The sequence below is a fragment of the Amycolatopsis sp. NPDC003731 genome, assembly GCF_053586895.1.
This window is the reverse complement of the sequence record NZ_JBSFNC010000007.1, coordinates 60,857-87,164: the sequence shown is the minus strand read 5'-3', so window position 1 is coordinate 87,164 and position 26,308 is coordinate 60,857. Positions and strand designations below refer to the sequence as shown.

At 72.8% G+C, this 26,308-nt stretch carries 27 protein-coding genes; 17 read left to right on the top strand and 10 right to left on the bottom strand.

The annotated features are described in order from the left end of the window. Positions 1 to 14: 14 nt before the first annotated feature. Positions 15 to 857 carry a phytanoyl-CoA dioxygenase family protein gene (locus tag ACWDN5_RS05040; RefSeq protein ID WP_449674589.1) on the bottom strand — a complete coding sequence of 281 codons (843 nt, stop codon included), beginning with the start codon at positions 855 to 857 and terminating at the stop codon, positions 15 to 17. Positions 858 to 939: 82 nt separating this feature from the next. Here ACWDN5_RS05040 and ACWDN5_RS05035 point away from each other — a divergent pair, with 82 nt between their 5' ends. Genes ACWDN5_RS05035 through ACWDN5_RS05025 form a run of 3 tightly spaced genes read left to right on the top strand, consistent with a single transcriptional unit; the run spans position 940 to position 2,376 of the window. Further along, entirely contained in the window at positions 940 to 1,962 is a 1,023-nt protein-coding gene (locus ACWDN5_RS05035) for a LacI family DNA-binding transcriptional regulator (RefSeq protein ID WP_449674587.1), read from the top strand. Positions 1,963 to 1,990: 28 nt separating this feature from the next. Continuing rightward, the gene (locus ACWDN5_RS05030; RefSeq protein WP_310975370.1) at positions 1,991 to 2,257 is read left to right on the top strand and encodes a hypothetical protein; all 267 of its coding nucleotides are present in this window, start codon (positions 1,991 to 1,993) and stop codon (positions 2,255 to 2,257) included. Continuing rightward, positions 2,254 to 2,376: a hypothetical protein gene (locus ACWDN5_RS05025; RefSeq protein WP_449674585.1), complete on the top strand. Its 123-nt coding sequence runs from the start codon at positions 2,254 to 2,256 to the stop codon at positions 2,374 to 2,376. Before ACWDN5_RS05030 ends, ACWDN5_RS05025 begins: the two co-directional genes overlap by 4 nt. A 5-nt stretch (positions 2,377 to 2,381) precedes the next feature. On the opposite strand, the gene ACWDN5_RS05020 is transcribed toward ACWDN5_RS05025, so the two are convergent. The 5 genes from ACWDN5_RS05020 to ACWDN5_RS05000 all read right to left on the bottom strand — a co-directional run bounded on the left by ACWDN5_RS05020 (position 2,382) and on the right by ACWDN5_RS05000 (position 7,140). Continuing rightward, the gene (locus ACWDN5_RS05020; protein ID WP_449674583.1) at positions 2,382 to 3,632 is read right to left on the bottom strand and encodes a diguanylate cyclase domain-containing protein; all 1,251 of its coding nucleotides are present in this window, start codon (positions 3,630 to 3,632) and stop codon (positions 2,382 to 2,384) included. 103 nt (positions 3,633 to 3,735) lie between these two features. Further along, positions 3,736 to 4,683: a catechol 2,3-dioxygenase gene (locus ACWDN5_RS05015; RefSeq protein WP_449674581.1), complete on the bottom strand. Its 948-nt coding sequence runs from the start codon at positions 4,681 to 4,683 to the stop codon at positions 3,736 to 3,738. 10 nt (positions 4,684 to 4,693) lie between these two features. Then, positions 4,694 to 5,713 carry a 4-oxalomesaconate tautomerase gene (locus ACWDN5_RS05010; RefSeq protein WP_449674579.1) on the bottom strand — a complete coding sequence of 340 codons (1,020 nt, stop codon included), beginning with the start codon at positions 5,711 to 5,713 and terminating at the stop codon, positions 4,694 to 4,696. Next, positions 5,710 to 6,414, bottom strand: a complete 705-nt coding sequence (locus tag ACWDN5_RS05005) for a 4-carboxy-4-hydroxy-2-oxoadipate aldolase/oxaloacetate decarboxylase (protein ID WP_449674578.1) — start codon at positions 6,412 to 6,414, stop codon at positions 5,710 to 5,712. Before ACWDN5_RS05005 ends, ACWDN5_RS05010 begins: the two co-directional genes overlap by 4 nt. 51 nt (positions 6,415 to 6,465) lie before the next feature. After that, a complete protein-coding gene (locus ACWDN5_RS05000; protein WP_449674576.1) occupies positions 6,466 to 7,140 on the bottom strand; it encodes a GntR family transcriptional regulator in 675 nt (224 codons plus the stop codon). Positions 7,141 to 7,216: 76 nt separating this feature from the next. On the opposite strand from ACWDN5_RS05000, the gene ACWDN5_RS04995 reads away from it, so the two are divergent. From ACWDN5_RS04995 to ACWDN5_RS04985, 3 genes are all read left to right on the top strand, one after another. Beyond that, positions 7,217 to 7,990 (top strand): DUF1932 domain-containing protein, encoded by a 774-nt coding sequence (locus ACWDN5_RS04995; RefSeq protein WP_449674574.1) that lies wholly within the window; start codon positions 7,217 to 7,219, stop codon positions 7,988 to 7,990. Positions 7,991 to 8,603: 613 nt separating this feature from the next. Next, positions 8,604 to 8,783 (top strand): hypothetical protein, encoded by a 180-nt coding sequence (locus ACWDN5_RS04990; RefSeq protein WP_449674572.1) that lies wholly within the window; start codon positions 8,604 to 8,606, stop codon positions 8,781 to 8,783. Then, positions 8,780 to 9,859, top strand: coding sequence for a spore photoproduct lyase family protein (locus tag ACWDN5_RS04985; RefSeq protein WP_449674570.1), 1,080 nt, complete (start codon positions 8,780 to 8,782; stop codon positions 9,857 to 9,859). The genes ACWDN5_RS04990 and ACWDN5_RS04985 overlap by 4 nt, the downstream gene beginning before the upstream one ends. On the opposite strand, the gene ACWDN5_RS04980 is transcribed toward ACWDN5_RS04985, so the two are convergent. Genes ACWDN5_RS04980 through ACWDN5_RS04970 form a run of 3 tightly spaced genes read right to left on the bottom strand, consistent with a single transcriptional unit; the run spans position 9,856 to position 13,139 of the window. Then, positions 9,856 to 11,205 (bottom strand): MFS transporter, encoded by a 1,350-nt coding sequence (locus ACWDN5_RS04980; RefSeq protein WP_449674568.1) that lies wholly within the window; start codon positions 11,203 to 11,205, stop codon positions 9,856 to 9,858. The genes ACWDN5_RS04985 and ACWDN5_RS04980 overlap by 4 nt on opposite strands. 18 nt (positions 11,206 to 11,223) lie before the next feature. Further along, on the bottom strand, positions 11,224 to 12,117 hold the full coding sequence (locus ACWDN5_RS04975) for an amidohydrolase family protein (protein WP_449674566.1): 894 nt from the start codon (positions 12,115 to 12,117) through the stop codon (positions 11,224 to 11,226). After that, on the bottom strand, positions 12,114 to 13,139 hold the full coding sequence (locus ACWDN5_RS04970; protein ID WP_449674564.1) for an amidohydrolase family protein: 1,026 nt from the start codon (positions 13,137 to 13,139) through the stop codon (positions 12,114 to 12,116). Before ACWDN5_RS04970 ends, ACWDN5_RS04975 begins: the two co-directional genes overlap by 4 nt. 172 nt (positions 13,140 to 13,311) lie before the next feature. On the opposite strand from ACWDN5_RS04970, the gene ACWDN5_RS04965 reads away from it, so the two are divergent. The 11 genes from ACWDN5_RS04965 to ACWDN5_RS04915 all read left to right on the top strand — a co-directional run bounded on the left by ACWDN5_RS04965 (position 13,312) and on the right by ACWDN5_RS04915 (position 25,296). Beyond that, positions 13,312 to 15,606 (top strand): ATP-binding protein, encoded by a 2,295-nt coding sequence (locus tag ACWDN5_RS04965; RefSeq protein WP_449674562.1) that lies wholly within the window; start codon positions 13,312 to 13,314, stop codon positions 15,604 to 15,606. An 86-nt stretch (positions 15,607 to 15,692) separates the two neighbouring features. Further along, positions 15,693 to 15,854 carry a hypothetical protein gene (locus tag ACWDN5_RS04960; RefSeq protein ID WP_310975347.1) on the top strand — a complete coding sequence of 54 codons (162 nt, stop codon included), beginning with the start codon at positions 15,693 to 15,695 and terminating at the stop codon, positions 15,852 to 15,854. A 327-nt stretch (positions 15,855 to 16,181) separates the two neighbouring features. Then, positions 16,182 to 16,901 (top strand): arsenate reductase/protein-tyrosine-phosphatase family protein, encoded by a 720-nt coding sequence (locus tag ACWDN5_RS04955; protein WP_449674560.1) that lies wholly within the window; start codon positions 16,182 to 16,184, stop codon positions 16,899 to 16,901. Then, positions 16,898 to 17,269: a VOC family protein gene (locus ACWDN5_RS04950; RefSeq protein WP_310975343.1), complete on the top strand. Its 372-nt coding sequence runs from the start codon at positions 16,898 to 16,900 to the stop codon at positions 17,267 to 17,269. The genes ACWDN5_RS04955 and ACWDN5_RS04950 overlap by 4 nt, the downstream gene beginning before the upstream one ends. A 9-nt stretch (positions 17,270 to 17,278) precedes the next feature. Continuing rightward, the gene (locus tag ACWDN5_RS04945) at positions 17,279 to 18,226 is read left to right on the top strand and encodes a threonine ammonia-lyase (RefSeq protein WP_449674557.1); all 948 of its coding nucleotides are present in this window, start codon (positions 17,279 to 17,281) and stop codon (positions 18,224 to 18,226) included. A 534-nt stretch (positions 18,227 to 18,760) separates the two neighbouring features. Continuing rightward, positions 18,761 to 19,972 (top strand): carbohydrate-binding protein, encoded by a 1,212-nt coding sequence (locus tag ACWDN5_RS04940; protein ID WP_449674555.1) that lies wholly within the window; start codon positions 18,761 to 18,763, stop codon positions 19,970 to 19,972. Between the two features lie 16 nt (positions 19,973 to 19,988). Continuing rightward, positions 19,989 to 21,263, top strand: a complete 1,275-nt coding sequence (locus tag ACWDN5_RS04935) for an extracellular solute-binding protein (protein WP_449674553.1) — start codon at positions 19,989 to 19,991, stop codon at positions 21,261 to 21,263. A 70-nt stretch (positions 21,264 to 21,333) separates the two neighbouring features. Next, positions 21,334 to 22,257, top strand: a complete 924-nt coding sequence (locus ACWDN5_RS04930) for a carbohydrate ABC transporter permease (protein ID WP_449674551.1) — start codon at positions 21,334 to 21,336, stop codon at positions 22,255 to 22,257. Further along, positions 22,254 to 23,072 carry a carbohydrate ABC transporter permease gene (locus ACWDN5_RS04925; RefSeq protein ID WP_310975335.1) on the top strand — a complete coding sequence of 273 codons (819 nt, stop codon included), beginning with the start codon at positions 22,254 to 22,256 and terminating at the stop codon, positions 23,070 to 23,072. The genes ACWDN5_RS04930 and ACWDN5_RS04925 overlap by 4 nt, the downstream gene beginning before the upstream one ends. Continuing rightward, positions 23,072 to 24,562, top strand: a complete 1,491-nt coding sequence (locus tag ACWDN5_RS04920; protein WP_449674549.1) for a beta-N-acetylhexosaminidase — start codon at positions 23,072 to 23,074, stop codon at positions 24,560 to 24,562. The genes ACWDN5_RS04925 and ACWDN5_RS04920 overlap by 1 nt, the downstream gene beginning before the upstream one ends. 35 nt (positions 24,563 to 24,597) lie before the next feature. Continuing rightward, positions 24,598 to 25,296: a GntR family transcriptional regulator gene (locus tag ACWDN5_RS04915; RefSeq protein ID WP_449674548.1), complete on the top strand. Its 699-nt coding sequence runs from the start codon at positions 24,598 to 24,600 to the stop codon at positions 25,294 to 25,296. Here ACWDN5_RS04915 and ACWDN5_RS04910 read toward each other — a convergent pair. Next, a complete protein-coding gene (locus tag ACWDN5_RS04910) occupies positions 25,293 to 26,282 on the bottom strand; it encodes an epimerase (protein ID WP_449674546.1) in 990 nt (329 codons plus the stop codon). The two genes, ACWDN5_RS04915 and ACWDN5_RS04910, sit on opposite strands and share 4 nt — an antisense overlap. Between the last annotated feature and the right edge of the window lie 26 nt (positions 26,283 to 26,308).

Below are 26,308 nucleotides of genomic sequence, written 5' to 3'. Positions count from 1 at the left end.
GGGACCGCCAAACCTCAGGCTCCCATCACGAGACCTTCGATCGTGTGCTTCTGGGTGATCGGCGTCAGGACGTCGACGACCGGGCAGTGCAGGTGTGCGCGCACGGATTCCGGCAGGGACGCCCAGAACTGGCGCGTCACCGCCGTGTCGTGCCGCTCGTCGTTGCCCGCCCCCGGTGCGTCGAGGCCCAGCACCAGGACCGGGCGCGCCTTCGCCGACTGGTTCGCGGTGCCGCGGTGGACCGTCAGGGCCGACCGGATCGAAATGTCGCCCATCCGCGGGAACTTGCGCGCCGCGAGCTCCTGGTAGCGCGGGTACGCCTCCCGCGGCGGGAACATGCCGTGCTCGAACGCGCCGCCGTCGTCCCAGTGCGTGCCGGGCGCGATCTCGAACGGCCCCATGTCCGGCTCGGTGTCCACGGCGGTCACGTTCACCGCCAGCGACGTCAGCCGCCGCTCGCGCGCGGTTTCGGCGGGCATCGGGAAGTCCCGGTGCCACGGCTGGTCGACCGCACCGGCCAGGGGGACGTCGAAGCCGACCTCGACGATCCGGTACTCCGGCCCGAGCACCGCCTCGGCGACGGCGGTGATCCACGGGTGGGTGACGAGGTCGGTGAACCCGCGCAGCTGCTCCGGGTGGATTTCGACGTAGAAGCGGTTGGGGCCGCGGCCGACGGCTCCGTCCGGCCGGGCGCGGGCCTCGGCGAACGCCGTGTCGATGTCCTCGCCGAGCTGCCGCACCCAATCGCGCGGGAACGCCTGGGGCAGCCCGATGATGCCGTCGGTGTCCAGGCGCTCGGTCAGCGCCGCGAGTTCGGCCATGGGCAGCGGGGCGGGAGCGGTTCGGTGCGCGGTCATCCGGGGCCTCCTTGGCGGCACGACGGCGTGGCAGCTCAGTTTGCAACGTGGCATGCCACGTTGCAAGAGGTACGATGCGCCGGTGAACCCGAAACTGCGTGACGTGGCCGAGCACGCCGGCGTCTCGGTGCGCACGGTGTCCAACGTGGTCAACGGGTTCCGGTACGTCGCCCCGGCGACCCGCGAACGCGTGCAGGCGAGCATCGACGCCCTCGGCTACCGGCCGAACCTGGCCGCCCGCACCCTGCGGCGCGGCCGGACCGGGCTGGTCGCGCTGGTCATCCCGGAGATCGACTCGCCGTACTTCGCCGAGCTCGCCGCGCGGACCGTCCGGATCGCCGGCGCCCGGGGCATGACCGTGCTCATCGACCAGACCGACGGCGACGCCGAGCGCGAGAAGGAACTGCTGCACGGCCGGCGCAGCCAGCTGGTGGACGGTGTCCTGTTCAGCCCGTGGGCGGTGGCGCCCGCCGAGCTGGCCGCGCGCACCGACACCGTGCCACTGGTGCTGCTCGGCGAGCACGACGGTACGGCCGGCGTCGACCACGTCGCCATCGACAACGTCGCCGCCGCGCGCGAGGCCACCGGGCACCTGCTCGCGTCGGGCCGCCGCCGCGTCGCCGCCCTGGGCATCCAGCCGCGCTCGCTGAACGCGACCGCGCGGCAGCGGCTCGCCGGCTACCGGCAGGCGCTGGCCGAGGCGGGGCTGCCGGCCGAGCCGGAGCTGGAAGTGCCGGTGCGGCGCCTGCACCGCGCCGACGGCCACCAGGCCATGCTGCGGCTGCTCGACCTGGCCCAGCCGCCCGATGCCGTCTTCTGCTTCACCGACGAACTGGCCCTGGGCGCGCTGCGGGCCGCCGCCGACCGGCGGGTCGCGGTGCCGGAAGCCCTGGCCCTGGTGGGGTTCGACGACATCGAAGACGGCCGCTACAGCGTGCCGGCCCTGACGACCGTGTCGCCGGACAAGGACCGCATCGCCGAACTCGCCCTCGACCGCCTCGCGCGGCAGGCGGCGGCGCCGGAACCGCCGCGGTCGATCGTCGCGCCGCACCACCTGGAAGTGCGCGAGACGAGCCGAGCGTGTGGGGCGGCCGCCGCCGGGTAATCGCGCGGAAACGACCCCGGAGGACGCGATGGCACGGGACATCCACTCGGCGGAAGCGACGTCGAGCCGCGGCAGCGTCCGGATCGACGGCCGCGGCGACCTCGCCTACCCCGTCGGCGAACCCAGCGGCAACGGCACGGCCGACGCGCTGAACCCGGAGCGGCTCTACGCCGCCGCCCTGGCGACCTGTCTGCACCAGGCGCTGACCACCGCGACGACAGCGGCTACGAGCTGCGCGCCGCGGTCGGCATCTACCTGCCCGGCGCGGCGACCGACGACGTCTACGACGCGGTGATCCGCGAGGCGCTCCGGCGGTGCCCGCTGGTCGGCACCGAAGTCCCGGTGACCTTCGACCACGACCGGGGGCTCGCGCTCCAGCACAACCGCGGCCCGGCCGACCCCGGCCAGAACTGACGGCTTCAGCGCCCGGCGACCGCCACCCGGTCCCGGCCGGCCTTCTTGCCCGCGTACAGCGCGTCGTCGGCCGCCCGGATCAGCTCGTCCAGCCCGGCTTCGGGCACCGAAGGCTGCAACGCGGCGCCGATCGTCGCCGACAGGGTCACCGGCTCCCCCGCCGGCGTGGTGATGCGCAGCGCCCGGATCCGGACGCGGATCCGCTCGGCGATCGCCCGGACCTCGGCTTCGTCGACGTCGGGCAGCAGCACGGCGAACTCTTCGCCGCCGTACCGGCCGACCGCGTCCCCGCGCCGGACGGTCCGGGTGAGCACCGTGGCCACCTCGGCGAGGACGTCGTCGCCGACCGGGTGGCCGTGGGTGTCGTTGATGCGCTTGAACCAGTCGAGGTCGATCATCAGCACGCCGATCCGGCCGCGGGTCCGCTCGAGCGCCTGCGCGGCCTGTTCGTGCCAGGCGATCGCGTTGAGCAGCCCGGTGCGCTGGTCGGTGCGGGCGGCCAGCTTCAGCTGGTCGAGCTGGACGCACTGGTGCAGCGCGAACGTCGGGACGATCATCAGCAGCGTGGCGGGCGGCCACCACAGCAGCGCGAGCGCGACGAACACGCCGAGCGCCAGCTGGCCCGCCTCCAGCAGGTTGTCCGAGGCGCTGCCCAGCAGCCGGCGGGGGTGCTCGGCGGGGACCGTCCAGGCGATGACCGTGCCGACGAGCACGGTGTTGACCCCCCACTGCACCGCGGCCGCGGCGACCACGGCGACCAGGTCGGCCCAGCCGGGGCGGGCACCGTCGGCGAGGTGCTGCTGGACGCCGCTCGCGCGCAGCACGGTCGCCGCGGCGGCCGCGGCCAGCGCGAGCGTGGCGGCGGTGAACACGATGCGGTGCGGCGGCCGGACCGCGTCGAACCGGGTGACCAGCACCCAGCGGTGGGCGTAGAGCACCGCCACCAGCCCCAGTTCGAGCACCAGGGGCAGCACGATCACCCCGGCGAAGATCCAGACGCTGCACAGGTCGACGTACGGCGTGCCCGCCCGATCGCGGCGACGGCGCTGGATCAGGTGCGACGCGTGCAGGTGCGGCAGTGCGGCCGCGGCGAGCCAGGCCGCCGCCGTCCAGTCCCCCGGCGCCGGAGGCGTCCGGGCCGCGAGCGCCACCAGGCCGAAGACGGCCAGGACCACACCGAGAACGAGCACGCGCACCCGTGCGGGCAACGCCCACAACGGCCATCCCGACGGTGCCCAGCCGGCATTCTCCCCCATCGCAGCGCCTCCCCTTGCGCCGATGACTCCCCGTTGCCCACGGTAGTCGCGCCGCGGCCGGATGTCAGCCGCCGCCGGGGCGGTCGAGCCCCTCGGGCGGGCGTCAGACCGGCGGGGTGCCGTGCGTGTGGAACGACTCGATCGTCTTCAACCCCCACGCCTGGCCCTTGGCCCGCTCCGCCTCGGTCCACGTCACCGGTTCCCAGTCCGGCGCGAAGATCAGCCGTCCGGTGGGGTTGCACAACTCGATCCGGTTGCCGCCCGGCTCGTACACGTACAGGAAGAACGTCTGCTGGATCGCGTGCTTGTGCGGCCCGGTCTCGATGTGGACGCCGTTGTCGAGCGCGATGTCCGCCGCCCGGAGGATGTCCTCGCGCGTGTCCGTCGCGAACGCGATGTGGTGCAGGCGCCCGTGCGAACCCGTCCGGTCGTTCGTGTACACCAGGTCGTACGACTTCTGCGCGAAATGCGTCCACTGCCCGGAAATCACGCCGCTGTCGAGCCGGATCTGCTCCGTGACGCGGCCGCCGAGGACGTCGCAGACGAACCGGCCGTTGGCCTCCGCCTCGCGGGCCAGGTAGTTGACGTGGTCGAGGCGGCGGACGCCGACGCCTCGGCCCGGATACGCCTGGGCCTGGTTCTTCAGCGCCGGCCGCAGGTGGTCCGGCGGGCGATAGCGCTCGGTTTCCCAGTACACCTCGAGTTCGTGGCCGTCGGGGTCGCGGAACAGGTACGTCGGGCCGATCCCGGTGTCGCCGTCGACCCAGCCGATGCCGAGCCCGCACGCTTCCAGGGCCGCCACCCGCCGGTCGAGGGCTTCTTCGCTGGACGCGCGCAACGCCGTCCGCCCGACGCCGGACGTCTTCGCCGCGGTGAGCTTCAGGCTGTGGTGCTCGTAGTCGTCCCAGGTGCGCAGGTACACCGAGTCGCCGTCGGTGCCGTTCTCGGTCAGGCCGAGCACGCGGACGAAGAAGTCCAGGCTCCGCTCCGGCTCGGGGGTGAACAGCTCGACGTGGCCGAGGTGCGCGACCTCGTGACGTGGCGAAGACAAGGCCGGCTCCTCAGGAACGGGGGAAAACGGTGCCGTCGAACAACTTCCGCGCGGTGCGAAGCACCGTCGACCGGCGGACGCGGGATCCTTCGAACTCGATCGCGACCGCGAGCTTCCCGCTCGGGTGCTCGATCTCGATCGGCTCACCCGCCGGCGGCTTGCGGAGGAGCTCGGCCCCGACGGCGCCGTCGAGCAGCAACGCCGTCACGACGCTGACGCCGCCGAGCACCCCGATCGACGGGTGCGGCTTGACCGGGATGAAGGTGCGGGTGGCGATGGCACCGCCGTCGCGCGGCGCGGCGACCAGCGTGGTCTTCGGGACCGACGAGCCGCGGACGTCGCCGAGACCCATCAGCTTCCCGGCCTCGATGCGCAGCGCGTCGATCCGCTCGGGCAGGCCCGGCCCGTCGCCGAGGTCTTCGGCCCGCGCGACGACCACCGGCATCCCGTTGTCCACGCAGGTGACGGCGATGCCGCCGATGTCGTCGCGGACGCTCCCGGTCGGCAGGAGGCTGCCGCACACGGACCCCTCCGTGTCGGTGAAGTCGAGTTCGACCGGGGCGGCGGTGCCGGGCACGCCGGAAATGGCCGTGTCGCCGAGGTAGTCGACTTCGCCGCCGGGGGTGGCGAAGGTCGCGACGGCGATCGAGCCGGTGTTGACCATCCGGATCCGGACGGTGGTGCGCTCCGGCCCGGCGGGCACGAGCCCCCGTTCGACGGCGAACTGGCCCACACCGGCGAGCAGGTTGCCGCAGGTCTGGCGGTCGGAGACGGTGGGTTCCTCCACACCGAGCTGCAGGAACAGGTAGTCGACGTCGTGGCCGGCGTCGGTCGCCTGCGAGACGATGGCGACCTTGCTGGTGACCGGCTGCGCGCCGCCGAGGCCGTCGATCTGGCGCGGGTCGGGGGTGCCCATGATCCGCAGCAGCAGGTCGTCGCGGGCGGCGGGGTCGGCCGGGAGGTCTCCGGCGAGGAAGTAGGCACCCTTCGACGTGCCCCCGCGCATGAGCATGCAGCGCACGCCGGTCATGCCTGCTCCTTCTCGTACTCCTCGGCGGTCAGGTACCGGACGCCCAGGGCTTCGAGCTTTTCGCGCAGGCCGTAGCGGTCCAGGCCGAGCTGGCCGGTGGCGAAGGCCTCCCGGGCGGCGGCTTCCTTCTCCAGCCGGGCCTTCGCCTTTTCGAGTCCACTATGGACATCCTCGCGGCGGACGCACAGGACGCCGTCGTCGTCGGCCACGATGCCGTCGCCCGGGCGGACGAGCTGCCCGCCGACGACGACCGGGACGTTGACCGCCCCCGCGGTCGCCTTGACCGTGCCCTGCGCGCTGATCGCCGCCGACCAGACGGGGAAGCCGAGGGCGCGCAGATCGGCGACGTCGCGGACACCGGTGGTGGTGACCAGCCCGCGCACCCCGCGGCGGCGCAGCGCGGTGGCGAAGAGCTCGCCGAAAAGGCCGTCCTGACAGGGCGAAGTGGTGGTGACGACGAGGAGATCGCCTTCGCGGCACTGCTCGACGGCGGCGTGGATCATCAGGTTGTCCCCGGGCCAGCACAGCGCCGTGACCGCGGTGCCGCCGACGCGGACGCCGTCCTGGATCGGCCGGAGGCCGGCCGCGAGGAGACCGGAGCGGCCGAGAGCCTCGTGCACGGTGGCGACGCCGTAGTCCGCCAGCCGCGAGACCTGGTCGAGGTCGGCGCGGGGCGGATCGGTGACGATGACGGGCTTCATACCGCCACCGTAGAGTCTGGTCGACGAAATTGTCAACAATCTTGGCGGGAATCAGGGATGCAGCGGGGACACCTCGGCGTCGGCGGCCTTCAGGGCCTCGATCACGCTGCCCAGGTGCATCCGCGCGGCGTCGGCCGCCTTCTCGGGCTGGTGCGCGCAGATCGCGTCGATGATCGCCAGGTGCTCCGGGAGCGACACCTGCGGCCGGCCCGGGCGCATCGCCAGCCGGAACTGGTGCCGGACGCTCTGCCCGCGCAGCCGTTCCAGCACCTGCGCCGCCGTCCGCTGCCCGCTGATCTCGCGGATGCGGCGGTGCAGCCGCTGGTTGAGGCCCGAGTACCCGACGACGTCCCCGCCCGCCACGGCCGCCTGCATCCGCTCGCCGAGTTCGCGCAGCTCGCCCACCTCGGCGTCGGAAATCCGCTCCGCCGCCTTCGCCGCGCACAGCGACTCCAGCATCATGCGCACCTCGGAGATCTCGACGGCCTCTTCCAGCGACACCGCCCGCACCCGGGCACCGCGGTTCTGCACGCGCTCGACGAGCCCCTCGTTGGTCAGCTCGATCAGCGCCGCCCGCACCGTCGCCCGGCTCGCCCCGAACTGTGCCGACAAATCGGCTTCCACCAGCCGCTGGTTGGGCACGAACTCGCCGCGGACGATGGCGTCGCGGATGGCCGCCACCGCGGACCGCTCCCCCGGCTGCCGGTCCGGCGCACTCTCCGTCATAGCCTCGGCTCCGTTTGTTGACAATTTTGTCGAGCACATCGTGTACTCGATCGTAGCTGGCGAGGAGGATTCTGCTATGACCGGAACCATCGCGGTACTCGGCCTGGGCGAAGCGGGCGGCGCTCTGGCCCGTGATCTGGTGGCCGCCGGGGTCACCGTGCGGGGCTACGACCCGGCGGTCCCGGCCGCCGACGGGGTCGTCGGCACGCGCTCGGAAGCCGACGCGGCCCGGGGCGCCGACCTCGTCCTGAGCGTCAACAGTGCGTCGGCCGCACTCCGGGCCTTCGAGGCCGGGCTCGCCGGGCTGCCGGGCGTCTGGGCCGACCTGAACACCGCTTCCCCCGGCACCAAACGCGGCCTCGCCGCCCTCGCCGCCGAGCACCGGATCCCGTTCGCCGACGTGGCGATCATGGCGCCCGTCCCCGGCCGGGGCCTGCGGGTACCGATGCTGGCCACCGGGCCCGCGGCCGGCACCGTCGCCGCGACGCTCAACCCGCTCGGCGCGGCGGTGGAGACCATGCCCGGCGAGGCCGGGCTCGCCGCCGAGCGCAAGCTGCTGCGGAGCGTCTTCTTCAAGGGGATGTCCGCCGCGGTGGTCGAAGCACTGCAGGCCGCCCGCGCCGCCGGCTGCGAAGACTGGCTACGGAAGATCATCGTCGGCGAGCTGACCGCCGCGGACGCGTCCACTGTGGACCGGCTGGTCGACGGCTCGTACCGGCACGCCGTCCGCCGCACCGGTGAGATGGCGGCCGCGGCCGAGATGCTCGGCGAGCTCGGCGTGCGGGCCGATGTCGCCGCCGCGGCCCACGCCCAGCTGGCGCACATAGCTGATTCACGGGATTGTCGATAATCTCCGCACCGGAAAACCGCCTCGCCGTCCGTGTCACCGCGTTGTGCTGGGGCCTCGTCCTGCTCGACGGCCTCGACCTGTTCGTCTACGGCGCGACCCTGCCGGGCGTGCTGGCCGACCGGGAATTCGGCCTGACCGCCGTCACCGGCGGCGAGATCGGCAGCCTGACGACGTTCGGCATGCTGCTCGACGCCCTCGGGATGACGCTCGTGCAGTCGCTGGGCCGCCGGTCGGTGTACTGGCTCGGGGCGCTGCTGCTCGTGCCGGTCCTCCCGGCCGCCGTCTTCCTGGTGCCGGAATCGCTCACCTTCCTGCTGGCCAAGGGCCGGACCGAGCGCGCCCAGAGGGCTTTTCGGGGGTCCGGGTGGCGGAGCCCCCGGCCGGGGCGAAGCCCCATATGTCACAGCGATCGCGCGCCAGTTCGCGGTACCGCTCGAGCCCTTCACCCCGGAACCCGCGCGCGGCCGCGGTGGCCTGCGCGGCCAGTTCACCCCCGCGGTCCGGCTGACGACCCTGTTGTTCTGGATCGCCTCCTTCGCCGGTCGTTGCTGGTCATCAACCTGGGCGGGATCGCGGGCATGCTCGTCGCGGGCCGGCCGGCCGCTTCGGCGCGGTGTTCGGCCCCTGGCTGGGCGGTGTCCTGGTCGCGAGTGGACTGTCCACACTGGGCTTCGGCGTGTTCGCGATCGCCGGCCTGCTCGGCGCGGCGATGGTCGCCCTGGTGCGCCGCCCGGCGCCGGTCAGCGCGGGTAGACTGGGCAGCCCCGAGACTGCGCAGGTGAACCTCCCTTGACAGACGCGGACCTCGAGCGGGAGAAGCTCCTCGCGCCGTCGCGCATCTACGTCGAACCCGCCGCGGCCGAGCTCCCCCGCGGACGCCAGGTGCTCGACCGCTTCCCCGACGCGACCGTCGTCGAGGTCGACAGCCACTGGCGCATCCCCGAGCTCCACGGCGACGAGACCAACGTCCGCCGCTGGGTGCGGATCAAGCGCGAAGCCCTGGTCCTGGGGATCAAGAAGTCGCTGACGGCCCGGCCCAACGGGCGCTCCGCCGACTTCATCGCACCCTCGACCTCCAACGGCTGCGCGATGGCGTGCGCCTACTGCTACGTCCCCCGCCGCAAGGGCTACTCCAACCCGATCACCGTCTTCGCCAACATCCAGCAGATCACCGGGTATCTGACCCGCCACATCGCCCGGCAGGGCCCCAAGCCGGAGCCGAACCAGTGCGACGCGGACGCGTGGGTCTACGACATCGGCGAGAACTCCGACTGCTCGGTCGACGCCCTGGTCAGCGACAACGTCGCGGACCTGATCGGCCTGTTCGCCGGGCAGCCGACCGCGAAGGCGTCGTTCGCCACGAAGTACGTCCACCGCGGGCTGCTGGACCTGCACCCGCGCGGCCGCACCCGGGTGCGGTTCTCGTTGATGCCCGAGCGGCCGGCCAAGCTGCTGGACCTGCGGACCAGCCCGATCGCCGACCGGCTGCGCGCGCTGGACGACTTCGTCGCCGCCGGGTACGAGGTGCACGTCAACCTCAGCCCGGTCGTCGTCTACGACGGCTGGCTGGCCGACTGGACCCGCCTGCTGCAGGACCTCGGCGACGCGACGAACGACGGCACCAAGGCCCAGCTGGCCGCCGAGGTGATCATGCTGACCCACAACCGCGCCCTGCACGAGGTCAACCTCGGCTGGCACCCCAAGGCCGAGCAGGTCCTCTGGCGGCCCGACCTGCAGGAGACCAAGCGCAGCGAGGGCGGCGGCGTGAACGTCCGCTACCGCGCCGGCCACAAGCGAGCCCTGCTGGACGAATTGCTCGACCTCATCGCCGTCCACGCGCCCTACCTGCGCGTCCGCTACGCGTTCTAGACGCCGGCCGGCTCGGTGACGCGCGCGAGCCGCGCCTGGCGGGTCCGTGGGCCGAACACCGCGAGCACGACCGCGCCGACCAGCCACGTTCCCGCGATGAAGAAGAAGACGCTCCGGTAGCCGCTGCCGTTGTACAGCCCGGCCACGATCAGCGGGCCCGCCGCGTTCGACAGCCGCCCCAGGCCGTACGACACGCCGGTGCCCAGCGACCGGCCGCGCGTGTCGAACAGCTCCGGCGAGTACGCGTAGCCCAGTGCCGTGTAGCCGCGCTCGAACATGTTGACCAGGAAGCCGAACACCACGATCAGGACCGGGTTGAACGTCAGCCCGTACAACAGCCCGCAGAGCGCGATCACCGTGCCGAAGGCGACCAGGCACCACTTGCGCTCGAAGCGGTCGGTGACCAGGGCGGCCAGGTACGAGCCCAGCGGCGCGCCGACCGTCGTGAGGGCCACGTAGAACACCGACTTCTCGACGCTGAAGCCCTCCTTGGCCAGCAGCGTCGGCGCCCAGCTCGAATAGCCGAAGAACCCGATCGTCTGCGTCACCCACAGCACCGTGAGCAGCAGCGTCGGCAGCAGGTACTTCTTGCGCAGCAGCAGCCGCAGCGGGGCCTTGGCCACCGGCGCCTCCCCGGCCGGCGGCGCGGGCTCCGGCAGCGGGCCCTTCTCCGCCGCGACCTGGGCTTCGATCTCGCGCAGGACCGCGTCCGCCTTGACGTGTTCGCCGCGGCTCTCGTACCACCGGGGCGACTCCTTCAGACGCCGGGTGAACAGCACGAGCAGGACGCCGAGCGCGCCCCACAGGTAGACCAGCCGCCACGCCCAGTCGCCGAGCGGGACGACCACGCTGGCGATCAGGTTCGTCACCGGCGTGCCGCAGATGCCGATCACGATCGCGTACGCCTGGTACTTGCCCCGGTTCGCCGCCGGGTAGAGCTCGTTGACGTAGATCACCGCGACGACGGTCATCGCCGACAGGCCCGCCGAGGTCAGCACGCGAAACACGCCGAGGGACACGATGTCCCAGGAGAACACCGCCGCGAACGAGAAGACGCCGAACCACACGGTCGTCAGCACGAGCGCGTTCTTCCGGCCCCAGCGGTCGGCGATCGTGCTCGCGATGACCGAGCCGAAGAACATGCCGACGAACGACAGCGACGTCACGTACGCGACCTGGTCGACCGTCACGCCCCAGAGCTTGATCAGCTTGGGCGCGGTGGTGGCGAAGCTGTTGATGTCGGCGAACTCGAAGAAGTAGGCGAACGAGACGGCGAGCAGGGTGAACTTGTGGAACCGGGAGATCGGCAGGCGGTTCAGCCGGTTGAGCGCGTTGGCGTGCTGCATTGCATGCCCTTCGGGGTTTCAGGCGGTTTCGCCGGGCCAGTAGAGGCGCATCGGGTTGTCGACGAGCAGCTTGTGCTGCGCTTCGGGGGTGTCCGCGAGGTGGCGGACGTGGTCGACGAGCAGGCCGTCGTCGGGCATGTGGTTCGTGAGGTTCGGGTGCGGCCAGTCGGTGCCCCACAGCACCCGGTCCGGGAACTCCGCGACGGCGCGGCGGGCGAACGGCACGACGTCGGCGTAGGCCGGGGGTCCGGTGACGGTGAGCCGCTCGGGGCAGCTCACCTTCACCCAGACGTCGTTGCGGGCGGCGAACTCCAGGAACCGGGCGAATTCGGGGCCATCGGCCGGTTTCGTGACGTCCGGCCGTCCCATGTGGTCGATCACCAGTGGCACCGGCAGCGTGCCGAAAAAGCCTTCCAGTTCGGGCAGGTCGGCGGCCTCGAAGTAGAGGACGATGTGCCAGCCGAGCGGGGCGATCTTCTTGGCGATCGCGCTGAGGTCTTCCCGCGGTGAGGCGTCGACCAAGCGCTTGACGAAGTTGAACCGCACGCCGCGGACACCCGCCTCGTGCAGCTCCCGCAGCTCGGCGTCACCGATGTCGGGCCGGACCGTGGCGACTCCGCGCGCCCGGCCGCCGGACGCGCGGACGGCGTCGACCATCGCGGAGTTGTCCGCGCCGTGGCAGGTGGCCTGCACGATCACGGTCCGGGAGACGCCGAGGTGGTCGCGCAGCGCGAACAGCTGATCCTTGCTCGCATCGCAGGGCGTGTACTTGCGTTCGGGCGCGAAGGGGAACTGCGCCTGCGGGCCGAAGACGTGGCAGTGGGCGTCGACCGTGCCGGGCGGCAGCCGGAAGTCCGGTGTGGACGGTGCGGGGCACCAGTCCAGCCAGCCCGGTGTCTTGGGTGCGGTCACCGGCCCTGTCCCTTCAGGAGCGCGTCCAGACGGGGGTAGACGGCCCGGGCGTTGTGCTCCCGGATGGCCGCCCAGTCCTCTTCGGACAGATTCGCCGCCTCGGCGTACCGGCGGGTGTCGTCGAAGTGGTGCCCGGTCCGCGGGTCGACGCTGCGGACGGCCCCGATCATCTCCGACGCGAAGAGGATGTTGCGCGCCGGGACGACGTCGAAGAGCAGGTCCGAACCCGGCTGGTGGTAGACGCAGGTGTCGAAGAAGACGTTGTTCAGCACGTGCTCCTCCAGCTCGGGCTTGCCCAGCGCCATCGCCAGGCCGCGGAACCGGCCCCAGTGGTAGGGCACCGCGCCGCCGCCGTGCGGGATGATCAGCCGCAGGGTCGGGAAGTCGGTGAACAGGTCGCCCTGCACGAGCTGCATGAACGCGGTCGTGTCGGCGTTCAAGTAGTGCGCGCCGGTGGTGTGGAACGCCGGGTTGACGCTGGTGCTGACGTGCACCATCGCCGGGATGTCGTACTCGGCCATCTTCTCGTAGATCGGGTACCACGACCGGTCGGTCAGCGGCGGGGCCGTCCAGTGGCCGCCGCTCGGGTCGGGGTTGAGGTTGAGCGCGACGGCGCCGTACTCCTCGACGCAGCGGGTCAGCTCGGGGAGGCAGGTGGCGGGGTCGGCGCCCGGGGACTGCGGGAGCATCGCGGCCGGGGCGAACCGCTCCGGGTAGAGCGTGCTGACGCGGTGGCAGAGCTCGTTGCAGATCGCCGCCCACGCCGCCGACGTCTCGAAACCGCCGACGTGGTGGGCCATGAAGGACGCGCGGGGCGAGAAGATCGTCAGGTCGATGCCGCGGTCGTCCATCAGCCGGAGCTGGTTGCCCTCGATGCTCTCGCGGATTTCGTCGTCGCTGATCCGCAGGTCGGACGCGGTGGGGGCGGCACCGCCGCCGTCCAGGGCGGCGACCTGGCGGTCCCGCCACGCGGCGAGGGCGGGCGGGGCGGTGGTGTAGTGGCCGTGGCAGTCGATGATCAAGGTGGGTCCTCGTCGCTTCGGGTCTCGATACCCGCACCCTAATCGTCGATGAGATTGTTAACAATATCTACGACGAAGTTAGTCGATTGGGGTCATCACCCGTGATCAGAGAGGCATCATGCGTGATTGAAGGGACGACACGGTGATGCGGGGCCCGTCCTAGACTCTGCGCATGGGTGCGCGTTCCCGCCGGAGTGCCGGAAACCTCCCGGCCGAGCTGACCAGCTTCGTCGGGCGGCGCCACGAGCTCGGGGACGCGAAACGCCTGCTGGCCGCGGCCCGGCTCGTCACGCTGACCGGCGCCGGCGGGGTCGGCAAGACGCGGCTGGCCCTGCGGGTCGCCGCCGACGTGCGGCGGGCGTTCCCCGACGGCGTATGGCTGGCCGAGCTGGCCGACGTCGGCGATCCGCACCTGGTGCCGAACACCGTGGCGACGGCGTTCGGCCTGCGCGGCACCAGCGACCAGGCCGCCGGGCTCGCCGAGTACCTCGAGGACAAGCAGCTCCTGCTGGTGCTGGACAACTGCGAGCACGTCGCCGACGAGTGCGCGACGCTGGTCGCGAAACTGCTCGCCGGCTCCGGCGGCCTGCGCGTCCTCGCCACCAGCCGGCACACCCTGCACGTCGAGGGCGAGCACCTCCTGCACGTCGAGCCGCTGCCGGTCGCCGACGACACCGACGGCGGCCCGGTCGAAGCGGTGACGCTGTTCGCCGACCGCGCGGCGGCCGTCTCCCCCGGCTTCGAGCTCACCCCGGACACCCGCGCGACGGTGAGCCGGATCTGCCGCCGGCTCGAGGGCATCCCGCTGGCCATCGAGCTGGCCGCCGTCCGCGTGCGCGTGCTGTCGGTCGACCAGGTCCTCGAGCGGCTCGACGACCGGCTCGGCCTGCTCACTTCGCGGCCGGCCGCCGTGCAGCCCCGCCGCCGGACCCTGGAAGCGGCGATCGACTGGAGCTTCGAGCTGTGCACACCCGCGGAACAGCGGCTGTGGACGCAGGCGTCGGTGTTCCCCGGCGGGTTCGACCTCGACGCCGCCGAGCAGGTCTGCGCGCCCGCGGCGGCCGACGGCGGCAGCGCGCTGGACGTCGTGACCGGCCTGGTGGACAAATCGGTCGTCAGCCGCCAGAACGGCACCTTCGGGCGGCACGCCTGGTACCGGATGCTGGAGACCGTCCGCGAGTACGGCGGCGCCAGGCTGGCCGCGGAAGGCGACGAGGCCGGCGTCCGGGCCCGGCAGGCCGAGTACTACGCGGGCCTCGCGCGGCGCTACCGGGCCGAGGGGTTCGGCCCGCGGCAGTCGGAGTGGCTCGGCCGGCTCCGCCGCGAGCACGCCAACCTCCGGGCCGTGCTGGAACACTGCCTGTCCGGCCCCGGCGAGCCGGGCCGGGCGCTGGACATCGCGGCTTCGCTGTGGAACTTCTGGTACGGCGGCGGGCTCGTCGTCCCGGAAGGCTGCGGGTACCTGCGGCGCGGCCTCGAACTGTGCGGCGAGCGCAGCCTGGTCCGGGCCCGGGGGCTGTACGCGATGGCGTTCCTGGCGATCCAGACCGGCGCGCCGCACGCGGAACTGCTGGCGGAACTGGCCGGACTCGCCGAGGAACTCGACGACGACCGGCTCCGCGCCGGCCACGCGGAATGTGCCGGCATGGCCACGTTCTTCACCGGCGACCTGACCGGCGGGGCCGAACTGCTGGAGCGGGCGCTGGCCGGGTACCGCACCGCCGGGGACGCGCTGCTGGTGTTCGACACGCTGATCCTGCTGGCCGCCGCGCGCTTCTTCCTCGGCGATCCGCGGGGCGCGGCCGCCGCGGAGGAAGCGCTCACCCTCACCGACCGGCACGAGGCGCGCTGGTCCCGGGGGTACGCGCTGTGGGCCGTCGCGATCCATCGCTGGCGCGCGCAGGAACCTCGGAAGGCCGCGGAACTGCTGCACGAGGCCGTCGCCCTGCGGCTGCCCGACCGGACGCTGCTCGCCTTCCTCGTCGAAGCGCTTGCGTGGTGCCACTCCGCCGAAGGCGAGCACGAGCGGGTGGCCCGGCTGCTCGGCGGCGCCGGCGCGGTGTGGCGGCTCAGCGGCGCCCGCGTCGGCGAGATGAGTCCCTACCAGGGTGTCGACGAGCAGTGCGCCGCGCTGGCCCGCAAGGCGCTCGGGGACGACGTCTTCGACGCGGCGTTCGCCGAAGCCGCCGGTTCCGGCCTCGACGAGGTCGTCCGGTACGCGCTGCGGGAGCGGCCGGCCACGCGCGTGACGGGCAAGACGACCGAGCCCGGTGGGTTGACCCGGCGGCAGCGGGAGATCGCCGAGCTGGTGGCGCGCGGGATGAGCAACAAGGAGATCGCGGCCGCGCTGGTCCTCAGCGGACGGACCGTCGAGGGGCACGTCGAAAACATCCTGGTGAAGCTCGGCCTCACCTCGCGCACCCAGGTCGCCTCGTGGCTGGCGGGCCAGTCCGGGCAACCCGCGTAGCCATCCGGGTAATTTCCCCGGTCCGCTCGAGTCCCGTTCGGACGATCGTGTTCTCCGCGACCAGCAACCACTCGGAGGAGGACGAGGTGTCCATCGACTCGGCGCCGCAGACCTGCCCCCGGTGCCGGCGCCCGACGGTCCTCGTGTCCCAGACCTGGGGCCGCCAGTGGGTGCACGTCGGCACCTGGCGGCCGGACTGCGGCAATCCCCCGTGGACCGCCCACGCGACCGGAACCCGGACGCGGTAGGGCATTCCGGACCAGCCGGGCACGCGGCGCCACCTCGCGCGCCCGGCCGAGCGTGGTGGGCCGTGCCATCCCCTCCCCCCAAGACGGCACGGCCCACCACGCTCACTCCACCTCAGCCGAACCGGTGCCGCCGGAGTCGTAGCGGCCCGTGAGTCCGAAAAGGACAATTCGCAGCTCTCCACCCCCTGTAGCCCAGCTTCGGCAGGCCGCGGGAAACGGCCCGTCGCGGCGGGCGGTGGTGCACGGGGCCGGCAGGTCGGAGCCGCCTCCGGGTCTGCTCGCGGATGACGGCTTTTCCATCAAACCCATTTGATGTACTGTCCGGGCATGGCCGTCCAGCCACCCGAGTTCATCCGCCTGGGCGCCCACCCGGTGCGGTGGTCGCTGCTGACCGCGCTCGCCGGCGGCGACCTGCGGGTCCGGGAACTGGTGGCGCGCGTCGGTGAGCCGCAGAACCTGGTCTCCTACCACCTGCGGCTGCTGCGCGGCGGCGGCCTGGTCACCGCCTCGCGCAGCAGCTTCGACGGCCGGGACAGCTACTACCACCTCGATCTCGACCGCTGCGCGGGCGCGTTGGCCGAAACCGGCGCGGCCCTGCACCCCGCCCTGCGGCCGGAAGTCCCGCCGCCCGGGCGGGTCGCGGTGCTGTTCCTGTGCACCGGAAACAGCGCCCGTTCCCCGATCGCCGAAGCCCTGCTGCGCCGGCGAACCGCCGGGGTGGTCACGGTGACCAGCGCGGGCAGCCACCCGAAGGCCGCCCTGCACCCCGCCGCGGTCCGGGTGCTGGGCGAGGAGTTCGGCATCGACGTCACCGGGCAGCGGCCGCGGCACCTGGACACGGTCGCCGGGCGGCGGTTCGACCACGTCGTCACGCTGTGCGACAAGGTCCGCGAAGTCTGCCCGGAGTTCCCGCACCGCCCGCGGCGCCGGCACTGGAGCATCCCCGAGCCGGGCTCCTTTTCCGGGACGGCCGCGGAGCTCGACCGGCGGATCCGCTACTTGCTGCCGGAACTCGTTGCGTCACAAGAGAAGGAGGCCCGGCCATGACCGAGCACGCCAGCGTCCGGTACGTCGTCGACGACGTCCCGGCGGCCATCGACTTCTACACCACCCACCTGGGTTTCACGGTGCGGATGAGCGCGGCTCCGGCGTTCGCCGACGTCGTCCGCGGACCGCTGCGGCTGCTGCTCTCCGGCCCGGCGAGCTCGGGCGCCCGCGCCACCCCTGCGGATTCCGCCGCCGCCGGGCGCAACCGCATCCACCTGATCGTCGCCGACCTCGACGCCGAGATCGCGCGGCTGGCCGACGCCGGGGTCGCCTTCCGCACCGACGTGGTGTCCGGCCCGGGCGGGCGGCAGATCCTCCTGGCGGACCCGGCCGGAAACCTCGTGGAGCTGTTCCAGCCCGCGCACTAGGCTTCGGCCGTGCCGGAAACGCGCCTCGACCTCGGCCGGATCCAAGCGGCTCGCCAGGTGATCGACCCCGTCTTCCTCGACACGCCGCTGTACCGCTGCGAGGCCCTGGAGCCGGCGCTCGGGTGTGCGGTGAGCATCAAGCTCGAGACGGCGAACCCGGTGCGGAGCTTCAAGGGCCGCGGCACCGAAGTGGTGGCGAGCGCGCTCGGCGGGGCGGTGGTGTGCGCCAGCGCGGGCAACCTCGGTCAGGCGCTCGCGCGGTCCGGGCGCAACCGGGGACTGGACGTCACCGTCGTGGCTTCGCGGCACGCGACGGCGGCCAAGCTCGAGCGCATCCGCGCGCTGGGCGCCCGCCTGGAACTGGTGGACGGCGACCACGAACTGGCCCGCGAGCGCGCGTCGGCCATCGCCCGCCGCGACGGCATCCGGCTGCTCGAAGACAGCCTGGACCTCGAAACGTGCGAAGGGGCGGCGACGATCGGCCTGGAGCTGGTGGCCGCCGGGCCGTCGTTCGACGCGGTCTTGATCGCCCTCGGCGGCGGGGCTCTCGCGACCGGGGTGGGGCACGTGCTGCGGACCTGTGCTCCCGGCACCGAGGTGATCGGCATCCAGCCGGAGGGCGCCCCGGCGATGACGCGCTCGTGGCACGCCGGGCGCGTGATCACGACGGGCCCGACCAACACGATCGCCGACGGCGTCGCCGGCCGGCGCCCGATCCCGGAGGTCCTGGCCGACCTCCTTCTCGTCGCGGACGACGCGGTCCTGGTCTCGGAGGCCTCGATCATCGCGGGGATGCGGCTGCTGCTGGAGCACGCCGGCCTGGTGGTCGAACCGTCGGCGGCGCTGGGCATCGCGGCGGTTTTGGAGAACCGCGACCGCTTCGCCGGCCGCCACGTGGCGACCATCGTGTGCGGCGGGAATGTGGACCTGGCCGCCTACCGCCGCTGGGTCGGCTGACGCGGTCTGGTTTTCGCGGGCGGTCAAGGCTGGGGGTACCGCCGCCGCACGGCCATCGGCCGCTCGCCCGCAGGCCGGTCGCCCGAGGGGGTGCGGGGCGCCAGGCGCGGGGCGCGGGCCGCCGGCTGCGGTCGCCGGCCGCGGATCGTGGGGCGCCAGCCGCGGGTCAACGGCCGCCGGGCGCGGGTCGCGGGTCGTCGCCGCCAACGGCCGCCGATCGCGGGCCGCGGGCAGTTCGCCCGCCAGCCGCGGATCGCCCGCCGCGGGTCGCGGGGCGCCGGTCTCGGCCGGGGGTCGCGGGTCGCGAACAACCGCCGGCGACCCGACCCGCGCATCGCCGGCCCGCGCTCGACGCGGGCGATCAACGCTCCTCCCGCGAGCCGCCCACCACCAGCGAGCCGCCGCCGGAAATTACCAAAGGTAAGTTCTGTCGCCTTCTTGACTTTACCAATGGTCAGGGAGGAAGGTACTGGCCACCTGATTCGTCTAGACCAATCGGCGCTCCCCGCGGACGGCATCCCCAGGAGGAGACCCATGTCCCGCACCACCCGGACCACCACCGCAGCCTTGACGAGCCTCGCGACCGCGGCCGCGACCGCCCTGATCCTCTCCGGCGGGGCCGACGCCAGCCCGGCCACCACCAGCCCGGCCACCGCAAGCCCTGCCACCGCAAGCCCTGCCGCAGCCGCCTGCGGCGGTGTGCTTTTCGACGACTTCCACTACGCCTCACCCACCGATGGCGCCTTCACCCAAGCCGGCTGGACCACGCGCAACGACGTCGGCAGCCCCGGGGTGCCCGGCGCGCGGTGGCTCACCAGCAACGTCAGCTTCCCGACGGTGAACGGCGAGCGCGTCGCCCAGCTCGCCGCGAGCACCGACGGCAGCGCGGCCGGCACCACGCACTCCGAGCTCTACCAGAACCAGCTGCGGTTCCTCGAAGGCACGTACGCCAGCCGTGTCCGCTTCACCGATGCGCCGGACAGCGGCCCCGATGGCGACCACGTCAACGAAACCTACTTCACGATCTCCCCGCTGCGGTACGACCGCGATCCGCTCTACAGCGAGCTCGACTTCTCCGAGTACCTGCCCAACGGCGGCTGGGGCGGCCCGCAGGCGAACTACCAGACCAGCTGGTACACCTACTGGAACAACCCGACCTGGGACGGCCTGCGCACGTCCACCGCGCAGAACCGCAGCTTCGCCGGCTGGCACGACATCGTCACGCAGGTCTCCGGCGGGCACGTGAAGTACTACCTCGACGGCGTCCTCACCGCGGACCACACCACCGACGCCCAGGGCAATCCGGTGTACCCGCGCACGCCGATGTCGATCAACTACAACATGTGGTTCATCGACACCGCCGGCCACACGAGCGGGAACAGCGTCTACACCGAACAGGTCGACTGGACCTACTACGCGGGCAACCAGGTCGTCTCCCCGGCCGACGCCGTCGCGCGGGCCGGGCAGTACCGCTCGGCCGGAACGTCCCATGTGGACACCGTCGCCGGCTGCACGACGCCGACCACCCCGCCGCAGACGACCACCACCCCGCCCACCACGCCGACGACGCCCACCACACCCTCCCAGCCCGCGAACTGTTCCGCGGCGGCGGAATGGGACTGGGGCACGGTGTACCTGGAGGGCCAGCGCGTGAAGCACAACGCCCACCTCTGGCAGGCGAACTGGTGGACCCAGGGTTCGGAGCCCGGCCTCACCGCCCAGTGGCGCGACCTCGGCCACTGCTGACCGCTCAGGAGCTCCCATGCGCAGACGCATCCTCGCCGCCGCACTGGCCGTCGCCGCCGTGACCGCCACCGCCTGCGGTACCGACACCCCCGCTCCGGCCGCCGGTGGTGGCACCCTCACCGTCTGGCTCATGAACGGCGACCTCAGCGACAAGGCCACCGCGGCGATCAACGCCGCGTTCGAGAAGGCCACCGGCGCGCACGTCACCGTGCAGATCCAGGAATGGGACAACATCAACACGAAGATCAGCACCGCGCTGGCCCAGGACACCACGCCGGACGTCATCGAGATCGGCAACACGAACGTCCCGCTGTTCGCCGCCAACGGGGCGCTGACCGACCTGACGCCGCACCGCGACGAGCTCGCCGCGGGCCAGACCTGGCTGCCCGGCCTGGCCGGACCGGCCACTGTGGATGGACAGCTGTACGGCGCGCCGTTGTTCGCCGGCAACCGCGCGGTGATCTACGACAAGCAGCTGTGGGCCGACGCCGGCGTCACCGCCCCGCCGAAGACCCTGCCGGAGCTCACCGCGGCCCTGGACAAGATCAAGGCGAAACACCCGGCGCCGGACTTCTCGGCCTTCCACTTCCCCGGCCGGTACTGGTTCGGCGCGCTGCAGTTCGTCTGGGACGCCGGCGGGCAGATCGCCACGCAGCGGGACGGGAAGTGGACCGGTGCCCTCGAAAGCCCCGAGGCGCTGAAGGGACTGCAGGCCTGGAAGGATTTCCAGAACGCCTACTCCTCCCCCGCGTCCCGCAACGTCGACACGAAGGCCCCGGACCAGGCCGCCATCTTCTCCTCCGGCGGCGCCGCGGCCATCCTCGACACGAGCGTCAACACCGTGCTCAAGAACAAGCCGGAGCTGAAGGACCGGCTGGGCACCTTCCCGTTCCCGAGCGCCACGCCCGGGAAGACGCAGCCGGTGTTCCTCGGCGGCTCGGACCTCGCCGTCGCGGCCAAGAGCCGCCACCAGGACCTGGCGCTGGCCTACCTCAAGGCGGCGACGGACCCGGCCGTGCAGCGTGACGCCATCGCCGGCATCGACGGCTGGACGCCGATCTCGACCGAGCTGATCGACCGGATCACGCCCACGCTGCCGCCGGTGAACGCGGCCTTCGCCACCGCGGCGAAGACCAGCGTCGCCACCCCGGCCGCCCCCGGCTGGGCGACCATCGAGAGCGACAAGTCCGTCAACACGTTCTTCGCCGACATCGCCACCGGGCGACGGCCGATCGCCGACGCGGCCCGGGAGTTCGACGCCCACCTGACCGAGGCGCTGGGCGCCCGCTGACCGGCGGGGTGGCCCGGCCGACCGCCGTCCCCGCCGGGCCGCCCCGCCCCTGTTCCGCGAAGGAGTCCCCGTGCTGCTCGAAAAGGCCCGCGTCCGGGAAAGAACGCGACGCCCTTCCCTGCTCCCCTACGGCCTGCTCCTGCCCGCCGCCGCCCTGCTCGGGCTGGTGCTCGGCTACCCGCTCGTCCGGCTGGTCGTCATTTCGCTGCAGGACTACGGCCTGCGGTCGCTGTTCACCGGCAAGACCGGCTTCGCCGGCGGGGACAACTACGCCGCCGTCCTCGCCGACCCGCAGCTGCTGCCGGTCCTCGCCCGCACCGTCGGGTTCTGCACCGCGCTGGTGCTCGGGACGCTGGTGATCGCGTCCGGCGTCGCCCTGCTGCTGCAACGCCTGGGCCGGCGGATGCGCACGGCGGTCACACTCTGCCTGATCGCGGCGTGGGCGCTGCCGAACGTGGCCTCCACCCTGGTCTGGCAGTGGCTCTTCCAGCCCGGCTACGGCGTGGTGAACTGGCTGCTGACCCGGCTCGGCTTCGGGGACCTCACCCAGCACGACTGGACGACGAGCCCGGCGTCGGCGTTCGCCCTCGTCTGGCTGCTGGTGGTGTGGCAGTCGGTCCCGTTCGCCGCGCTCACCCTGCACGCCGGCCTGGCGCAGATCCCGCGGTCCTACTACGAAGCCGCGGCGCTGGACGGCGCCGGGCCGTGGCGGGTGCACCGCACGATCACCGTCCCCTTCCTGCAGCCGATCCTCGGACTGGTCACCATCCTCTCGGTCATCTGGGACTTCACCGTGTTCAACCAGATCTGGATCCTCACCCAGGGCGGCCCGGCCGGCGGCACGACGACGCTGGGCATCTGGACGTTCACCCGGGCCTTCAGCCGCAACGACTTCGGCCAGGGCGCGGCGATCGCCGTGGTCTCGGTCGCGCTGCTCGTCGGCCTGACCGCCGTGTACGTGCGGCGGCTCGTCCGCTCCGGGGAGGACCTGTGATCCGCCGGATCGGCCGGAACCTGACCGCGGCCGTGTTCTGCCTCGTGTGGATCTTCCCGGTCTACTGGATGGTGCTCACGGCCTTCAAGCCCGCGGGCAAGATCCTCCAGCCCACGCCCGAGTTCCTGCCCGTCGACGTCACTCTGGACAACTTCGCCGGCGCGCTCGCCAAGCCCGGGTTCGTCCAGGACCTGCTCAACAGTGCCGTGGTCGTCGTCGCGGTGGTCGTGCTGTCCATCGTGGTCGCCTTCCTCGCGGCGACGGCGTTGACCCGCTTCCGGTTCTTCGGGCGCCGCAGCTTCCTCATCGGCGTGCTGGTGCTGCAGATGGTGCCGGTGCCCGCTCTGGTCATCCCGCTGTTCCTCGGCCTCAAGAGCGCGCACCTGCTCGACACGCTGCCCGGGCTGGTCCTGACCTACGTCGCGCTCGTGCTGCCGTTCACGATCTGGACGTTGCGCGGCTTCCTGCACGGGATCCCGGTCGAACTGGAGGAAGCCGCGATGGTCGACGGCGCGACACGCGGCCGGGTCATGCGCTCGGTCCTGCTGCCGCTGGTCCTGCCCGGGCTGATCGCGACCAGCGTGTTCGCCTTCATCACCGCGTGGAACGACTTCCTGTTCGCCTACGTGATCATGAAGGACAGCTCCGGCTACACGCTGCCGGTCTGGCTGGTGTCGTTCAGCACCAGCACGGGCACCGACTACGGCGGCCTCATCGCCGCGTCGACGCTGTTCGCGCTGCCCGTCGTCGTCTTCTTCGCGCTGGTGCAGCGCCACCTGGTCGAGGGCATGACCGCGGGCGCGGTGAAGGGCTGATGCTCATCCCCCGCCCCGCGTGGCTGACCCGCCACGCCGGATCCTGCGTGCCCACCGGCATCCTGGCGGGCCCCGGCACCCACGGCCCGGCCCGGCTGCTGGCCGCCTACACCGGGCTGCCGTTGGTCCACAACGGACCGGTGATCCGGCTCGCCCGGAAACCGGGGCTCGGGCCGGAGGAGTACACCCTGGAGATCGACCCCGGGCGCGCGCTGCTCACCGCGTCCACCGAAGCCGGCCTCCTCGCCGGGGTGCAGACGATCCGCCAGCTGTTCCCGCGGCTGCCGTGCCTGACCATCCGCGACGCGCCCCGGCTGCCCTGGCGCGGCGTGCTGCTCGACGTCGCCCGCCACTTCATGCCGCCGGAGTTCCTGCACGAGTTCGTCGACCTGCTCGCGCTGCACAAGTACAACGTCCTGCACCTGCACCTCACCGACGACCAGGGCTGGCGGATCGAGATCACCGGACGGCCCCGGCTCACCGAAGTCGGGGCGTGGCGCGCGGAGTCGATGGTCGGGCCCGCCGGCAGCGGAGTCTTCGACGGCGTGCCGCACGGCGGTTTCTACACCCAGCGGGAGCTGCGCGAACTGGTCGCCTTCGCCGCCGAACGCGGGGTCCGGATCGTTCCGGAGATCGATCTGCCGGGCCACGTGCGCGCGGCGCTGGCCGCCTACCCTTCTCTGGGCAACCGGCCTTCGGTGCCGCTGCCGGTGTGGACGGAATGGGGCATCAGCCCGGACATCCTCGGCGTCCACGACGAAGCCTTCGCCTTCTGCCGGGACGTGCTCGAGCAGGTCGCCGACGTGTTCCCGTCGCCGTACCTGCACATCGGCGGCGACGAGTGCCCGACCACGCAGTGGGAGACCGACCCGGTCGCGCGGGCCACGGCGGCCCGGCTCGGGGTGCGCCCGGCCGAGCTCCACCCGTGGTTCCTCGGCCGGCTGCACGACGTCGTCGCGAGCCTGGGCCGCCGGGCCGTGTGCTGGGACGAAACCGGCCACGCCGCGGGACGGCTGCCCGCGGACCTGGTCGTGACGGCCTGGCGCGAGGCGGCGCACGGCGCACTCGCCATCGCCCGCGGCCACCAGGTCGTGATGGCACCGCACACCTCGACGTACTTCGACTACCCGCAGAGCGAGGAACCCGGCGAGCCACCGCGCGGGCCGGTGACGACGCTGGAGGACGTCTACCGCTTCGACCCCCTGGAAGGCGGGCTCCCGGTGGCGACCGGCACCGCGCCGGGGGTGCTGGGCACCCAGGCCCAGCTGTGGACCGAGCACGCGCCGACCCCCGACCACGTGCGGCACCTGGCGTTCCCCCGGCTGTGCGCGCTGGCCGAACGGGCGTGGTCGCCGCCGGGCCGCGGTTATGCTGACTTCCACCAGCGCCTGGCCGGCCACCTCGGCCGGCTGCGGGCGCTGGGTGCCCTGCCGAAGGAGCGCGTCCGGTTCGCCGGCGCGCTCGGAGTACCCGGGAAGACAGTGCGTTGACCGTTGCCGACGAGCCTTTAGACCGGCCGACAACCGTGAAGCGCGACCGCGTCCGGCGGCACCTGCTGAAGGTGATCGAGAACGCCGGGCCGGGCACCGGGCTCGCCTCCGAGCGGGACCTGGCCGCGGAGCTGGGCGTCTCGCGCCCGACCGTCCGGGCGGCCATCGACGAGCTGACCCGCACCGGGCTGCTGGTGCGCCAGCGCGGTCGCGGGACGTTCACCAGCCCGCAGAAGGTCACCCAGGAACTGGCGACCGGCCTCGCGGTGCCGCCCGCGGAAGGCCACTGGACCAGCCGGGTGGTGGCGTTCGCGGTGTCCCCGGCCCCGCGGTCCCTGGCCGGGGAGCTGGAGCTGGAGCCGGGCGCGCCGGTGCTGCGCGTGACCCGGGTCCGGCACGTCGACGACGAGCCGATCGCGATCGAGCACCTGGCGCTGCCCGCGGCGCTGGTCCCCGGCCTGCGCCCGGCCGACCTGGAGACGGGCAACTTCTACCGGCTGCTGCGCGAACGCTTCGGGATCGCGGTGGCGGACGCGGTGCAGACGATCGAGCCCGCGGTGACCAACCCGGACCAGGCGGACCTGCTGGAAATCGCGGTGTACGCGCCGATCCTCCACATCGAGCGGCTCACCAGGGACGGCGAGGGCCGCATCGTGGAACTGACCCGCTCGGCCTACCGCGGCGACCGCTACCGCATCACGTCGAAACTCCGCTTCGACGCCGAATCCGGCTAGGAGCCGAGGGCGTCGAGCAACTCGCGCTCCCGCCGCGCACTGAGGCCCGCCCGCCGCTCGCGGTCCAGGCCTTGTTCGCGTTCCCAGCGCACCGTGTCCGCCAGCAACTCCGCCCGGGGCCGGTGCCGCAGCCCCGCGGCCTGCGCCGCCGACCCGTCCCGGGCCGACCAGCCTTCCCAGCCCGGCTCGACCAGCCACATCGCCAGCGACTCCGGCCCCATGTACTCGGCCACGCCCTGGGCGAGCAGCCAGTCCGCTCCGGCGGTCACCACCGGGCCGGTGTGCCCGCCGGCGGCGCGGGACAGCTCGATCCACTCCCCGAACGGCACGACCGGGCCGACCGCGTTGTACGTGCCGGTGGTGCCCGCCTCCGCGCAGTCGAGCAGCCAGGCCGTCAGGTCCCGCACGTCGATCACCTGCGTGGGCACCGACGGCGTGTCCGGGACCAGCATCCGCCCCCGCGGATCGCGGGCCGCGCGGGCGGCCCAGTAGCCGGAGCGGCCGGTGTGATCTCCCGGCCCGCCGATGAGCCCGGCCCGCGCGATGAGCAGGCGGTCGCCCACCGCCGCCGTCGAGGCCTGCTCGCAGGCGACCTTCGCTTCGCCGTAGGACGCGCGGTCGGCTTCGCTCCGGTCGGTCGGGGCGAGCAGGGGCGCGGACTCGTCCGCCCCCGGGGTGGCGTGGGAGGCGTAGGCGTTGCCGGACGAGACGTACACCCAGTGCCCGGCCTTGCCGCCCAGTGCGCCGAGCGCTCCGCGGACGAACCCCGGCTGCCACGACACCTCGACGACCGCGTCCCACACCCGGTCGCGCAGGGGCTCGTACGCCGACGGGTCGCGCCGGTCGGCCGCGACCAGGGTCGCGCCCTCGGCGACGGCTCCGCTTTCGCCGCGCGCGAGGCAGGTCACCCGGTGGCCGCGGCCGATCGCCTGCCGGGACAGCTCCCGGGCCACCCACGCCGTCCCGCCCAGCACCAAGATCTCCATCCCGGCAGCCAAGCACCAAGATCACC